This window comes from Micromonospora sp. DT48, assembly GCF_049844495.1.
Classification (GTDB): Bacteria; Actinomycetota; Actinomycetes; order Mycobacteriales; family Micromonosporaceae; genus Micromonospora.
This window is the reverse complement of record NZ_JBNCLE010000043.1, coordinates 1-13,058: the sequence shown is the minus strand read 5'-3', so window position 1 is coordinate 13,058 and position 13,058 is coordinate 1. Positions and strand designations below refer to the sequence as shown.

Below are 13,058 nucleotides of genomic sequence, written 5' to 3'. Positions count from 1 at the left end.
GACTACGACGACACCCACCTGCCCTCGGTGCTGCACCCCAGCGCCGCGGTGGTGCCGGCCGCCCTGGCCGCCGCGCACGCTGCCGGAGCCGACCGCGGCGCTCACCGGACCGGCTGCCAGCCCGGGCGGCGCAGCAGGTAACCGAGCCGCTCCCGCCAGGACCGGGCGGTGCGCAGGTCCCGCCAGATGGCCGCGTACTCGTGGGTCGCCACCCGCAGCGGGTTGTAGGTGCCGATGTTCTTGGTCAGGCCGTACCGGACCGTGTCCCCCTCCGCCTGGAAGGTGCCGAACAGCCGGTCCCAGATGATCAGGATGCCGCCGTAGTTGCGGTCCAGGTACTCGGTGTTCGAGCCGTGGTGCACCCGGTGGTGCGAGGGGGTGTTGAACACCGCCTCGATCGGTCGGGGCAGCACGGTGATCCGTTCGGTGTGCAGGAAGAACTGGTAGAGCAGGCTGATCGACTGCTGAAGGAAGATCATCCACGGCGGCATGCCGAGCAGGGCCAGGCCGAGCCAGAACGGCAGCGAGGTCATCGGCGTCCAGCTCTGGCGCAGCGCAGTGGAGAAGTTGAAGAACACGCTGGAGTGGTGCACCACGTGCCCCGCCCAGAGCAGTCGGACCTCGTGGTGGGCCCGGTGGAACCAGTAGTAGGCGAAGTCGTCGGCGAAGAACAACAGCACCCAGACCCACCAGTCGCCGGGGGAGAGGCTGAACGGTGAGATCGTGTACGCGGCGGCGTACAGGCCGACCGTGAGCAGCTTCCAGGGCACACCGATGACCTGACTGCCGGCACCCATGGTGAGGCTGGTGGCGGTGTCCCGGGCCTCGTAGCCCCGCTCGGTGTCGTCGGGCGCGAACCGGTACGACAGCGCCTCGACGATGATGAGCAGCAGGAACGCGGGGATGGCGTAGAGCACGGCGGGGATCATGCTCGACTGTCCTTTCTGGTGGGCGCGGTCAGCGGGGCGGTGAGCAGGGAGCGGGCCTGCTCGGCGGCCTCGACGTCCCGGCCGTCGGCGATGGCCGAGGCCAACCGGCGGTGCCCGGTGACGTCGAGCAGCTCGGTGGCGCGTCGCGCCGGTGGCACCTCGGCCACCGCCAGGGCACCGGCCACCAGGCTGTTGAAGGCCAGCAGGTAGGCGGTGTTGCCGCAGCCGTCCAGGATGAGCCGCCACACGGCGATGTTGGCCTCACCCATGGCGGTCAGGTCGGGGGCGAGGTCGGCGAACTCCTCGACCGCGTCCACGATCCGCCGCCGCGCGGTGGCGTCGGCGCGGCGGGCGCACAGCCGGGCCGCGTCCACACCGATGCAGGCGCGCATGTCCATCATGTCGCGGACCAGGGTGGCGACCGGCAGGACGTCGCCGGAGCGCACCAGCGACAGGGCGAGGTCCAGCCCGGCGTGCACCCGCCAGTCCAGCACCCGGGTCGCGCCACCCTGGCTGACCCGGACCAGGCCGAGCTGCTGCAACCGGCGCAGGGCCTCCCGTACCGCGTGGCGGTTCACCTGGAAGGCCGCCGCCAGCTCCCGCTCGCCGGGCAGGGGGTCGTCGGTGCGGTAGGCGCCGCTGACGATGGCGTCGCGCAACTGTCCGAAGACGAGGTCGGAGACGGAGGCCCGAGTCACGGGGGCGAATTCCATGCTCCGCAGTGTGGCCCGGGACACATCAACCCGTCAACTGGTTGTACCAGTGGGGCGCAATGACCGACACGCCGATCGACCGTGACCGTTTGATCGCAGTGAGTTAGGGTGTCTCGCGGGTGGGCGGTGATTGTTCGGGTACAGGAGGCGCCGGGTGACGACACGACGGCGTGGCCTCGTACCCGTGATCCTCCGACTTGGATTCCTGGCGGTGGTCGCCGCAGCGGCTTGGTGCGCCTACAACCTCGCCGCGACCTCTTCCGCCCACGCCGCCGAGGATCCGCCGGCCGCCTCGGCTACCTCGGCCGCCGATCTCGTCCGGGTCCTGCTTGATCCGCCCTCCGACCAGACACCGCCGGGGGAGCGGTCCGGCCCTCCCGCCGTCGCCGAGCCCGCAGAGCAGCCGACGCGCTCTGTCGGCGGGCAGCCGGCGCGGGATGACGCGCCACCCGATCGGACCAGTCACGATCCACAGTCGATCGAGCCGACTCCGTCGGAGCGGGCAGTGGTGCCGGCCGCCCCCGGGCTGGGGGACGGGGCAACGCCGCCTGACCAGGCGGCCGACGAGCCGCCCCGGGGCCAGCCGGACCTGACGCCCGTGCTCGACCTGCTGGAGCCGGTGCTCGACCTCCTGGAACCCGTGGTCGGCCCGCTCCAGCCCACTCCGGCGTCGACGCCGACGGAACCGATCCCGCAACCCGATCCCACCGCGTCGAGCGCACCGGCAGTCGGCCCCGCGCCGCCGGACACACCGGGGCCGGTCGACCTGCGACCAGGCGGCGTCGCACCGGCTCCGTCCGCCGACCGCGTCACCCGCCACGGCGTCGTCCCGGCAGCAGCAGCCATCCGATCGCAGGTCGGCGACGAGGTCGCCGACGGTGGCCAGTCCGACCGGGACCGGCAGGCCGAGCGCTCGCCGGGCCAGAAGCCACTGTCCCCGGCACCCGCCGGCAGCGGCGTCGACAAGACCCCGACCCCGCACAACGGCCCGGCGGACACGGCGGCGGCCGGCTGGTCACCGCCGTCGTTCAGCGGTCGGGTGTCCCGGTCGGCGCGTACCCGCCGCCGGCCCTCCCGCGCGCCACGCCCGGACACCCGACCGGCCTGACCGGCGCGCCCGCCCGGCTCGTCGTCGCGGTCGCGCGGCACCAGCTCACGTCGGCCGTACGCCGCCGACCGTCCCGGCCACCCGCCTGTCGCGCGGTGCCCGGACAACCACGTCCTCGCCAGCTCACGCTTCCCCAGGAGTGCCCATGCACGTCACCCCGCCGGTCAACCGTGCCCGATGGTGCGATCTCGACTGGATCGTCGATCTGCTCACCGCCACGATCGCCCCGACCTCGCTCGGCGCCTGGCTCGTGCCCGACGAGCGACGACGCCCCGCCGTGATCGCCGCCGTCGCACGTATCTGGACCGAGCACGCCCTGCTGTTCGGCGACGCGTTCCTGCTCCAGGACGGGACCGCCGCCACCGTCTGGTTCCACCGCTACCGCCCGATCCCGCCGCCGCCCCGCTACGACGAGCGCCTCGACGACGTCGGCGGGGAGCACGCCGTGCGTTTCCGTCAGGTCGACACCGTCCTCGCGGCGCGGCGTCCCGTCGAGGCGCACAACCACCTCGCGTTCCTCGCCGCGCCGCCGGACGCCGACCGGGCCGGCCAGGCCGCCGCCGTCCTCGCCGGCAGTCACCGGCACATGGACGGCCTCGGCCTGCCCAGCTACGCGGAGGTACACGGCGACGAGGACGTCCGGCTCTATCGCCGACTCGGCTACCGGGTCTGGCAACGCCCGTCGGGTCCGGGAGGGCACCGGGTCAACCTGCTGTGGCGGCCGGTCCCGTCGGTCGGGATCAACCCGTCCACGTTTCCGGCGCGGCGGGTGCGACCGGCCGGGCAGCCGGTACCGGCCGAGACGGTCGTGGTGGCCGCCGACTCCGCCGGACGAGTCGGCGTCGGGTCCTGAGTCGACGGGGTGGGTGTGCGGGGCGGCCCCGGTCGGCTCGCACACCCCGGTCAACCGCCGGTGCCGCAGGTGTCGCCGCAGCTCAGCCACGGTGCCCGCAGGACGGGTCAGCAAGCAGCCACCCGGTGGGGTCGGTACACCCACCGGGCTGATGGCGTCGCCGGTGACGGTGACGATAATGATCGCGTGTGCTGCGGCAGTGTCCACTTGCGCCAGAGACGGATAGTGGCGACATGAGCGGTTGGCAGGTATCCGGTTACACCCCGGTCCGTCGGCTCGGCGCCGGTGCCTCCGGCAGTGTCGACCTCGCCGTCCACGACGCCACCGGCACTCCCGTGGCGATCAAGTACCTGACCGCGGCGGCTGACGACGAGCCGGTGCGGGCCGACTTCCGGGCCGAGGCGCGGCTGCTCGCCGACATCGACCACCCGTACATCTGTCGCCTGTATGAGTACGTCGAGGCACCCGGCGGCGCGGCGATCGTGATGGAGCTGGTCAACGGCGTGTCGTTGCGCCAGATGCTGCGCGCGCAGGGCCCCACCACGCCGGAGTCGGCGCTCTGCGTACTCAAGGGCTCCCTGGCGGGGCTCGGCGCGGCGCACGCCCGGGGCGTGGTGCATCGTGACTACAAGCCCGAGAACGTGCTGGTGACCGCCGAAGGCACGAGCAAGCTCGCCGATTTCGGCATCGCCATGCCGACCGGTGCCGCCTCCGGTGGCACGGTCACCGGCACCCCCCGCTACATGGCCCCCGAGCAGTGGTCCGGTGCCCCGGCGAGCCCGGCCTGCGACATCTACGCCGCCACCGCCACCTTCTTCGAATGCCTCACCGGCCACCCACCGTTCGACGGGCGGGATCTGATCACCCTGCGCGGGCAGCACCTCAACGCGCCGGTTCCCGCCGACCAGGCGCCGCGCCCGATGCACGGCCTGTTGCGCGCCGGGATGGCCAAACGACCCGACGACCGGCCACAACCCGCGCAGGTCTTCCTCGCCAGCCTGGAGGAGGTGGCCGCCGGTGCCTACGGAGCCGACTGGGAGGAACGCGGGTGGCGTGAGCTGGCGCGCCGGGCGGCGCTGCTGGCGGCGCTCTTCCCGTTCCCGGACGGCAACGGCGGCGGCATCAGCGTGGCCAGCACGACCCTCAGCGCGTCGGCAGCGTCAACGGCGGTTGACGAGCCGTCCGTACCTCGGCGGACCGGCCGGTCCCGGGCGGTCCTGGTCGGCACCGGCCTGGTGGCCGCGATGCTGGTCGGTGGTGCCGGGCTCAGCTACGCGGCGAAGGACGACCCGTCGGAGGTCGGGTCCGCGTCCACCGAGACCCGCACGGATCTGACCACCGCACCGACCGGCGTGGTTCCGGCCGCGCCGGAGCCCACCCCCACGGTCGACGAGCCGACGGCCGACACCCCGGCTCCACCCACCCCGACCGGCCCCGGAGCCGTCCCGACCGGCGGCACGTCGGTCGAGCCGAGCCCGTCGGTACGCCCGACGGACACCACCCCGAGCGCGACGCCGGAGCCCACGTCGTCGACCAGCCCCGCGCCGCCGTCGGACACCACCGCGCCCACCGTCAACCGGGTCACGGCGAGTCCGACCGAGCTGGATCCGGCGGGCTGTCCGTTCGGGCCGACCTCGAGCACGGTCACCGCGCTCGTCGCCGACGACACCACCGGCCCGAATGAGCTGCGGGTACGTCTGCGCTACACGCTGGAGGGGCGGGCGTACGAGCAGAGCATGGCTCCGCTGCGCAGCGGCCAGTTCCGGGGTGTGCTCGGTGATCTGCCTCGGCCCGGCGACAGCACTCGGATTCCGGTGTCGGTCGTGGCCACCGACGCTGCCGGGAACACCACCACCGGCGGGGCCGGGTACGTGACCCTCTACTCCTTCTGTACGCCCGGCTGACCGGAACCCGTACGCACCCACCGAACGCAGGAGACGACAGCGGTGAACCAGCCGGACGACGCCACGCAGGCCCTGCCCACCCAACGGGTGCCGGCCGAGCCATCCGTCACCCTGCCCGCACACCCGCCCTCCGGACCGGCCCCCACGATGTCGTGGGGCGCCACCGAGCCGACCGTGTCGTTGGGCCGTGCCGAGCCGACCATGGCGTTGGGTGGCGGCGAGGCGACCGTGTCGTGGGGTGGTGCCGAGCCGACCATGGCGTTGGGTGGCGGCGAGGCGACCGTGTCGTGGGGTGGCGGCGAGCCGACCATGGCGATGGGTGGTGCCGAGCCGACCATGGCGTTGGGTGGCGGCGAGGCGACCGTGTCGTGGGGTGGCGGCGAGCCGACCATGGCGATGGGGCGTGCCGAGCCGACTGTGGCGATGGGTGGTGGCAGGTCGACCACGCCGTGGGGTGGCGACGAGGCGACCATGTCATCTGGCGGTGCGGAGCCGACCACAGCGTCGGGTGGTGGCAGGTCGACCACGGCGTGGGGTGGCGGCGGCGCGCCGACGGCGTCGTGGGCGGGGACGGCGGACGTCACCCGTACCGGCAATGCTCCCGCACCCACCAGCGTAGGCGGCGGTGAGGTGCGGTTCGGTCCCGGCGTGCCGGTGGCCCCACCGGAGGCACCGGCCTGGCCGGTCGCCGCGCCGCCGCCGCGCCGGCCGTCGACCCTGCGCCGCCTGACCGCCGTGCTCTCCGGCGTGCTGAGCCTCGCGCTGCTCGTGGTGGCGGGGTTGTGGATCTGGCAGCGGCTCAGTCCGTTGGAGATCACCGAGGTGACCGCGAGTGTGCCCCGACCGGCCGGTGAGCGCTGCGACGTCACCGTCGACGTGGTCGCCACCGTTTCGACCAACGGCCGCGCCGGGGTGATCGAGTACCAGTGGTTGCGGACCGGCAGTGCGCCGGGTGCCCTGCTCACCGAGCGCGTCGGGTGGGGACAGCGTAGCGTCGAGTTGACGTTGCGCTGGTCCTTCACCGGGGTGGGCAGCACCACCGAGACCGCGACGGTGAACATCGTGTCGCCGGCACCCGTGCAGGCGGCGACCGAGGTTTCCTACACCTGCCCAGGCTGACCCCCACCCCACCCCCAAGATCCGCGCAACTTCAGGGATGTTGCTGCCTGAACTCCTATTGATGCAGCAACATCAGGGAAGTTGCGCGGATCTTGGGGTGGGGTCCAGGGTCCGGGTGGACGGTGATGCCGGATCGATGCACTATGGGCGGTGCGTAGTCAACCGCCGAAAGTTTCGATCCTGGAAGTTCTTCGGATGATTAAGAGGGTGTCGGAGTGGTCCATCGTCGCAGGTAGATGCGGCATTGGCGGGCTTTCGCGGCGACTCGGGACACCTCAGTCCACAGTGATACCAAATAAGATCATTGTTGACATTCATGTACGTCAATGTTTCTCTGTCGGTGGAAGCGCTCCCACACCGATACCACCGAGGAACGGAGGACGCACATGCGTTCACGCAGGCCCGATCACACCGGCGGATCCCGGTCAGCCGTCCGCCAGCCACTTCGGGCGTTTGCCGTGCTGCTCGCGATGATCGTCGGTGTGCTGCCGTGGGCCAGCCCGGCCCAGGCGCACGGCACCATCATCAACCCGGCCTCCCGTGCCTACCAGTGTTGGCAGAGCTGGGGCAGCCAGCACACGAACCCGGACATGCAGCAGCAGGACCCGATGTGTTACCAGGCTTTCCAGGCCAACCCGGACACCATGTGGAACTGGATGAGCGCGCTGCGGGACGGCCTCGGCGGGCAGTTCGAGGCCCGTACGCCCGACGGGCAGCTGTGCAGCAACGGGCTGTCCCGCAACAACAGCCTGAACCAGCCGGGAGCATGGCGGGCCACCAACGTCGGCAGCAACTTCACCGTCCACCTGTACGACCAGGCCAGCCACGGTGCCGACTTCTTCCGCGTCTACGTCAGCAAGCAGGGGTTCGACCCGACCACCCAGCAGCTCGGGTGGGGCAACCTCGACTTCATCACGCAGACCGGCCGGTACGCGCCGTCGCAGAACATCTCGTTCAACGTCTCGACCTCCGGTTACACCGGACGCCACATCGTCTTCGTCATCTGGCAGGCCTCGCACCTCGACCAGGCCTACATGTGGTGCAGTGACGTGAACTTCGTCTGATCGGCACCCGACAAGACCCGTCCCAGACTCCGACCCAGGACCCCGGTCCTGGGTCGGAGTCTGTCAGTCGGGCGGACGCACACGGAGGGGCGGTGTTTCTGGTTCCCGCCGGTCGGGTAGGTCGGGCCAGACGAGTCACCCGCCCCCTGTGGAGGACCATCCGATGCGAGACAACTTCGGTGACGCGGTGGGGGACACCCTCCGTTCGATACTTCTCTTCCTGCCCAAGGCGCTGGCCTTCGTGGCGATCCTGGTCGTCGGCTGGCTGGTCGCCAAGGCCGCGCTGAAGGTCGTGAACCGGCTGCTGGAACGGGTCGGCTTCGACCGCGCGGTCGAACGCGGCGGCATCCGCCGGGCCCTGGCCCGATCCCGATACGACGCCAGTGACATCGTCGCCCGGCTCGCCTACTACGGGATCCTGCTGCTCACCCTCTACCTGGCCTTCGGGATCTGGGGTCCGAACCCGATCTCCGACCTGATCGGCGGGGTCATCGCCTGGCTGCCGCGCGCCTTCGTGGCGATCGTCATCGTGGTCGTCGCCGCCGCCATCGCCAGTGCGGTGAAGGACATCATCTCCGCCGCTCTCGGCGGCTTGTCCTACGGTCGGCTGCTGGCCACCGTCGCCTCGGCGTTCATCATCGGTCTCGGCGTCATCGCCGCGCTCGACCAGATCGGGGTCGCCACCGCGGTGACCACCCCGGTACTGATCGCGGTGCTGGCCACCATCGGCGGCATCCTCGTGGTCGGGGTCGGCGGCGGTCTGGTGCGTCCGATGCAGAGCCGGTGGGAGACCTGGCTCGCCCGCGCCGAGCAGGAGTCGCGGACCATCGCCGAGCATGCCCGGGCCTACTCCGCCGGCCGTCACGACACCGTGGACCACCTCGCCGACCCGGAGGCGACCCAGGTCGTCACCCGGCCCGACCCCGAGCCGACCACGCTGTTGCCGCGCCAGGATCCCGCTCCGTCGCAGCCGTCGGTGTCGTCGGCGAGTGACCCGGAGGCGACCCAGGTGATCACCTCCGCGCCGCCGACGCAGCCGGACGCCACTGGCGATGCCGAGCAACACGACCGTCTCGCCGACCCTGACGTGACCACGGCGCTGCCGCGCGAGAATCCGGCTTCGTCGCCAGCCTCGGCGAGTGACCCGGAGGCGACCCAGGTGGTCACCCCCGCGTCGGTGCCGGTGCAGCCGGACGCCGCCGACAGCGACTCGACCATCGTCCTGCCGAAGGCCGACGAGCAGCGCTGACCGACGGGTGGAACGGGGCCGACCTGCGGTCCCGTTCCGCCCGGACAGCGGGCGACAGCGGGTGAAACCCGTTCGCCGGATGCACTAACATCAGCGCCATGACCTGGCGACATTGATCCGACCTCCGAGGCCGAGGGCCGCCACGGGCACCGTGACTCCGGCGTCCGTGACCCGTCCCATGTGAAAGGCCTCGATGACCTCGCCCATGTCACGTGCCCGCCGTCTGGCCGGCACGCTCTACGCGTACGCGTTCCTCACCGACCTGGTGCTGCTCTACCCGGTGTACGCGCTGCTCTTCGCCGACACCGGCCTGTCGGTAGGGCAGATCTCCTCGCTCTTCGTCATCTGGTCGCTGGCCAGCATCGCACTCGAGGTGCCCTCCGGAGCCTGGGCCGACGCGACCTCTCGACGGCGGATGCTCTGCCTCGCGCCGCTGTGCTCCGCTGCCGGCTTCGCCCTGTGGATCCTCACACCGTCCTATCCGGCGTTCGCCGTCGGGTTCGTCCTCTGGGGCGCCGGCGGTGCGCTGGCCTCCGGCGCGACAGAAGCTCTGGTCTTCGACGAACTCGACCGCCTCGGTGTCGCCGACCGGTACGCCCGGGTCATCGGCCGGGCGCGTACCGCCGGGACCGTCGGGGTGCTGGGGTCGATCGTGCTCGCCGGTCCGGTGCTCGGGTTCGGGGGCTATCCGGCGGTGGGCGCGGCCAGCGTCGCGGCCTGCCTGCTCGCCTGCGCGGCCGCCGTGGGTTTCCCGGAACACCGTCGGACCGTCGTCTCCGCCCCGGTCGGAGGCGGGGCGGGGACGACAGCCGGGAGCACGGTGACGCACGCCGGTGCGCCACCGGCTGGGGACGAGGACGAACTCGGCTGGTGGCAGGGCCTCCGGGCGGGCATCGCCGAGGCGCGCGGCGACCGGTCGGTGCGCCGGGCGGTGCTGCTCGTCGCGGGGGTCGGTGCGGTCTGGGGCGCGTTGGACGAGTACACGCCCCTGCTGGCCCGCGACACCGGCGTCGCGCTGACGACCGTGCCGCTGCTGCTCCTGGTCCTCACGGTCGGGCAGATCATCGGCGGTCTGCTCGCCCCGGCCGGGGAACGCCTCGGCAACCGTGGGTACGCGCTGCTGCTGGTCGGCTCGGCGGTGGCCCTGGCCGTCGGCGCGCTGGCCGGACACCCGGCCGCCTTCGGGCTGCTGGCGGTGGCCTTCTGCGGCCTGCAACTGGCCTCGGTGCTGGCCGAGGCGCGGCTACAGAACCGGATCGTCGGGCCGGGGCGGGCCACCGTCACCTCGCTCGCCGGCATGGGCACCGATCTGACCGTCATCGGCGTGTACGCCGGGTACGGCCTGGTCGCCACCGTGGCGGGTAACCCGGTGGCGTTCGCGGTCGCCGCCGTGCCGTACCTGGTGATCGCGGTGGTGCTGGCGGGAGGTGACCGGAGACGACGCGTGCCGGGCGGGAGGCCGCTGGTGGGTGACTCGCTTCAGCCGGGTTCGTCGTCCAGGTAGACCCACCGGCCGTCCTCGCGGACGAAACGGCTGCGTTCGGTCACCGTGCCCGGCTCGCGTCCCTCCCGGTAGTGGGCCCGGAACCGTACGGTGCCGGTGCTGTCGAACAGTCCGCCTCCCTCGGTGTCGAGCACCTCCAACCGGGTCCACCGCTGGGCCGGATCGAGGTGCAGCCGTGGGGGCCGGGTGCGCGAGTGCCAACTGTGCAGCAGGTAGGCCGTATCGCCCACGGCGAAGGCCGCGTACCGGGAGCGCATCAGTGCCTCGGCGGTGGGCGCGTCGGCCTCGCCCCGGTGCAGCCGACCGCAGCAGTCCACGTACGGAAGACCCTGCCCGCACGGGCACGTCCCGATCGTCCCGGCCGGGTCACCTGTTCGTCTGTCTCGCTTGGCCACGGCACCATCCTCCCGGTCGTGGTGTCGGCCGGGAGCATCGGGGCGACCGCACGCCATCCGTCGGTGTGACCGCCGATCGGCCTCGGGCGGTGGGTCAGCGGGCGCTGCTGCGAGCGCCTCGACGGCTGCCGAACGTCTCCATCGTGCTGCCCCGTTTCGCTGGTGCCGTACCGGCGGAACGGGGCTGGGAGGCGGCGGCCTGGGTGGCCGAGGTCTTCCTCGTCGGTGCCCGCTTCGCGCTCGTCGCCGGTCCCCTCGTGGTGGACGCCTTCGCCGGTGTCGTCGCCTTCTTCGCGGGCGCCTTGCCGGCCGGAGCGGTCTTCTTCGCTGCGGTCGCCTTGGCGGTGGGCCGTCGGGCCGGGGTGGCGGTGGCGGAGACCGCCTTCTTGCGGGCGACGCGGGTACTCGTCGGGGTGGGCTTCCGGTCGGGCGTCTTCGCGGCGGTGGCCCCGGTGGCCCGCTTCGCCCTGGTGGCCGCCTTCTTCGCCGCCACCTTGCGTGGTGGCGGGCCGCCCTTGCTCGCGCCGGTCCGCTTCGTGGCCCGTGCTGCCTGCGCCATCGTCGCTCCTCGGTTTCTGCCGTGGGGTGACGGTTCTTCCCGAGGGCCCGACGGTCAAACGCGGTTCACGATGCCCGGGTGGCGAACACGATGACGTTGTCGACGTACTCGCCGTCGTCCCGATCGAACCGGCCACCGCAGGTGACCAGGCGGAGCCCGGCCACCTCGCCGGGGCCGTAGACCAGGTCGGTGGGGAAACGATCCTTCGGGTACGCCTCAACGCCGTCCACCGCGAAGCGCACCACCCGGTCGTCGGTCCGGACGACCTCGATGATGTCGCCGGGACGCAGCCGTCCCAGGTGGAAGAAGACGGCCGGCCCGGCGGGGGAGTCGACGTGGCCCACCAGCACCGCGTTGCCGGTCTCGCCGGGGCTGACGCCGGGCCGATACCAGCCCGCCACCCTGGGCAGGTCCAGCGGCGGCACCTCCAGCGCCCCGGCGGCGTCGGCGGCGACGGCGACCAGCGGCGCGCGTACGTCGATGGCGGGGATCCGCACCTCGACGGGGTCGGCCCGGGACAGCGGCGGCAGGTCCGGTGCGGGCGCCGTCCGGTGCGGAGCCGCCGCGCCGGACGGTTGCGGAGGTCGGGCCGGCAACCGGGTCACGCCCGTGCCGACCAGCGCGAGGCCCGCCACCGCGAGCACCACGATCAGGACCTTGCCCAGGTGGTACGCCCGCACGGGAACCTCCGTTCGCCGGTGCCCGCCGTGGCGGGGCGAGAGGGGAGGGCTTCGCCTGCGGCGTCACCTCGGGTGCCCGCACCGTGGAGCACGGTACGGGCACCCGCCGCAGGATGGATGGGGTGAACCGCGGATCAGTGTGTCGCGGCGGTGATGGCGTGGCGACGCCGCCGGGCCAGGATCACGGCCCCGCCGAGCGCGGTGGCCAGGAGGGTGACGCCGGTGGCCACCGTCCCGGCTCCGTCGGTGCCGTCACGGCCACCGGCCGCGGCACCGCCGATCGGGGTGACCGTGAAGGTCGCGCTGCCATCGGGCGTACCGTCACCGCAGGTGGCGGCCACCGTGTAGGTGCCGAGGGTGAACCCGGCGGTGAACAGCTCCGCACTCAGGCCGCCGCCGGCCGCAGCGGTGGTGGAGCGGACGTTCTGGTCGCGGTCGGGCCCGGTGACGTGGAAGATCGCGTCGCCGGACGCCGGGTTGCAGGTTGTCGCGGTCAGTACGACGGTTCCGCCGACCGGCGTGGTGGCCGGTGACACGGTGGTGTCGGCCAGCGCGGTGCCGGGCAGCAACAGCGCGCCGAGGACGATGCTGCCCGCTGCCGGTATGAGAACTCTTGTTGCCTTCATACGCGTCTTCCCTCACTTTTCGTCCGCTGACTGCGTGGGACGTCGTTCGGGTGGCCAACTCCGTGACTAGCACCGGTGTGCCCAACACTAGGTGGGCTTGGGCCTCGATCCGGTGAAAATGAGAAATCTTCGTTGCCGTCCGGTGTCCCCCCGGGAGCCGTAGCCGTCGCCGAAGGGTGGTCTGGGTCCGCCCTGTCCGGCTGGTGCGGGTGTGGTCGGCTCGTGCCGTTCAGTGCGCGCCGCACCCTGGTTCGTGGGTGGGTTCGCACCAGGTGCGTCGGGTGTCCGGTTGGCGCTGTGCGGAGCGGGTGCGGTGGTTGGCTGGGGGTGGAATGGGTGGCGGGTCGGGGGCGTT

The 13,058-nt window shown here is 72.3% G+C and carries 13 protein-coding genes; 8 read left to right on the top strand and 5 right to left on the bottom strand.

Going from position 1 to position 13,058, the window contains the following annotated elements; all coding sequences use genetic code 11:
• Nucleotides 1-101 precede the first annotated feature (101 nt).
• Nucleotides 102-929, bottom strand: coding sequence for a sterol desaturase family protein (locus ACLQ2S_RS26995; protein WP_155219571.1), 828 nt, complete (start codon nucleotides 927-929; stop codon nucleotides 102-104).
• The gene (locus ACLQ2S_RS26990) at nucleotides 926-1,642 is read right to left on the bottom strand and encodes a FadR/GntR family transcriptional regulator (RefSeq protein ID WP_155219568.1); all 717 of its coding nucleotides are present in this window, start codon (nucleotides 1,640-1,642) and stop codon (nucleotides 926-928) included. The genes ACLQ2S_RS26995 and ACLQ2S_RS26990 overlap by 4 nt, the downstream gene beginning before the upstream one ends.
• A 154-nt stretch (nucleotides 1,643-1,796) precedes the next feature.
• Between ACLQ2S_RS26990 and ACLQ2S_RS26985 the strand changes: the two genes are divergently transcribed.
• From ACLQ2S_RS26985 to ACLQ2S_RS26955, 7 genes are all read left to right on the top strand, one after another.
• Entirely contained in the window at nucleotides 1,797-2,750 is a 954-nt protein-coding gene (locus ACLQ2S_RS26985) for a hypothetical protein (protein WP_425703769.1), read from the top strand.
• Nucleotides 2,751-2,895: 145 nt separating this feature from the next.
• Nucleotides 2,896-3,603, top strand: a complete 708-nt coding sequence (locus tag ACLQ2S_RS26980) for a hypothetical protein (RefSeq protein ID WP_155219563.1) — start codon at nucleotides 2,896-2,898, stop codon at nucleotides 3,601-3,603.
• Nucleotides 3,604-3,836: 233 nt separating this feature from the next.
• On the top strand, nucleotides 3,837-5,507 hold the full coding sequence (locus ACLQ2S_RS26975; protein ID WP_425703767.1) for a protein kinase domain-containing protein: 1,671 nt from the start codon (nucleotides 3,837-3,839) through the stop codon (nucleotides 5,505-5,507).
• A 42-nt stretch (nucleotides 5,508-5,549) separates the two neighbouring features.
• Entirely contained in the window at nucleotides 5,550-6,626 is a 1,077-nt protein-coding gene (locus ACLQ2S_RS26970; protein ID WP_425703765.1) for a hypothetical protein, read from the top strand.
• 386 nt (nucleotides 6,627-7,012) lie between these two features.
• A complete protein-coding gene (locus ACLQ2S_RS26965; protein WP_196222561.1) occupies nucleotides 7,013-7,690 on the top strand; it encodes a lytic polysaccharide monooxygenase in 678 nt (225 codons plus the stop codon).
• A 163-nt stretch (nucleotides 7,691-7,853) separates the two neighbouring features.
• Nucleotides 7,854-8,939 carry a mechanosensitive ion channel family protein gene (locus ACLQ2S_RS26960; protein WP_155219557.1) on the top strand — a complete coding sequence of 362 codons (1,086 nt, stop codon included), beginning with the start codon at nucleotides 7,854-7,856 and terminating at the stop codon, nucleotides 8,937-8,939.
• A 193-nt stretch (nucleotides 8,940-9,132) separates the two neighbouring features.
• Entirely contained in the window at nucleotides 9,133-10,443 is a 1,311-nt protein-coding gene (locus ACLQ2S_RS26955) for an MFS transporter (protein WP_155219554.1), read from the top strand.
• On the opposite strand, the gene ACLQ2S_RS26950 is transcribed toward ACLQ2S_RS26955, so the two are convergent.
• Complete coding sequence (locus ACLQ2S_RS26950) at nucleotides 10,419-10,838, bottom strand: YchJ family protein (protein WP_309223477.1); 420 nt, start codon at nucleotides 10,836-10,838, stop codon at nucleotides 10,419-10,421. The genes ACLQ2S_RS26955 and ACLQ2S_RS26950 overlap by 25 nt on opposite strands.
• A 65-nt stretch (nucleotides 10,839-10,903) precedes the next feature.
• Between ACLQ2S_RS26950 and ACLQ2S_RS26945 the strand changes: the two genes are divergently transcribed.
• Complete coding sequence (locus ACLQ2S_RS26945; RefSeq protein WP_155219551.1) at nucleotides 10,904-11,491, top strand: hypothetical protein; 588 nt, start codon at nucleotides 10,904-10,906, stop codon at nucleotides 11,489-11,491.
• On the opposite strand, the gene ACLQ2S_RS26940 is transcribed toward ACLQ2S_RS26945, so the two are convergent.
• Nucleotides 11,463-12,077, bottom strand: a complete 615-nt coding sequence (locus ACLQ2S_RS26940; RefSeq protein WP_425703761.1) for a class F sortase — start codon at nucleotides 12,075-12,077, stop codon at nucleotides 11,463-11,465. The genes ACLQ2S_RS26945 and ACLQ2S_RS26940 overlap by 29 nt on opposite strands.
• Before the next feature lie 134 nt (nucleotides 12,078-12,211).
• The gene (locus ACLQ2S_RS26935; protein WP_155219548.1) at nucleotides 12,212-12,703 is read right to left on the bottom strand and encodes a hypothetical protein; all 492 of its coding nucleotides are present in this window, start codon (nucleotides 12,701-12,703) and stop codon (nucleotides 12,212-12,214) included.
• Nucleotides 12,704-13,058 lie beyond the last annotated feature (355 nt).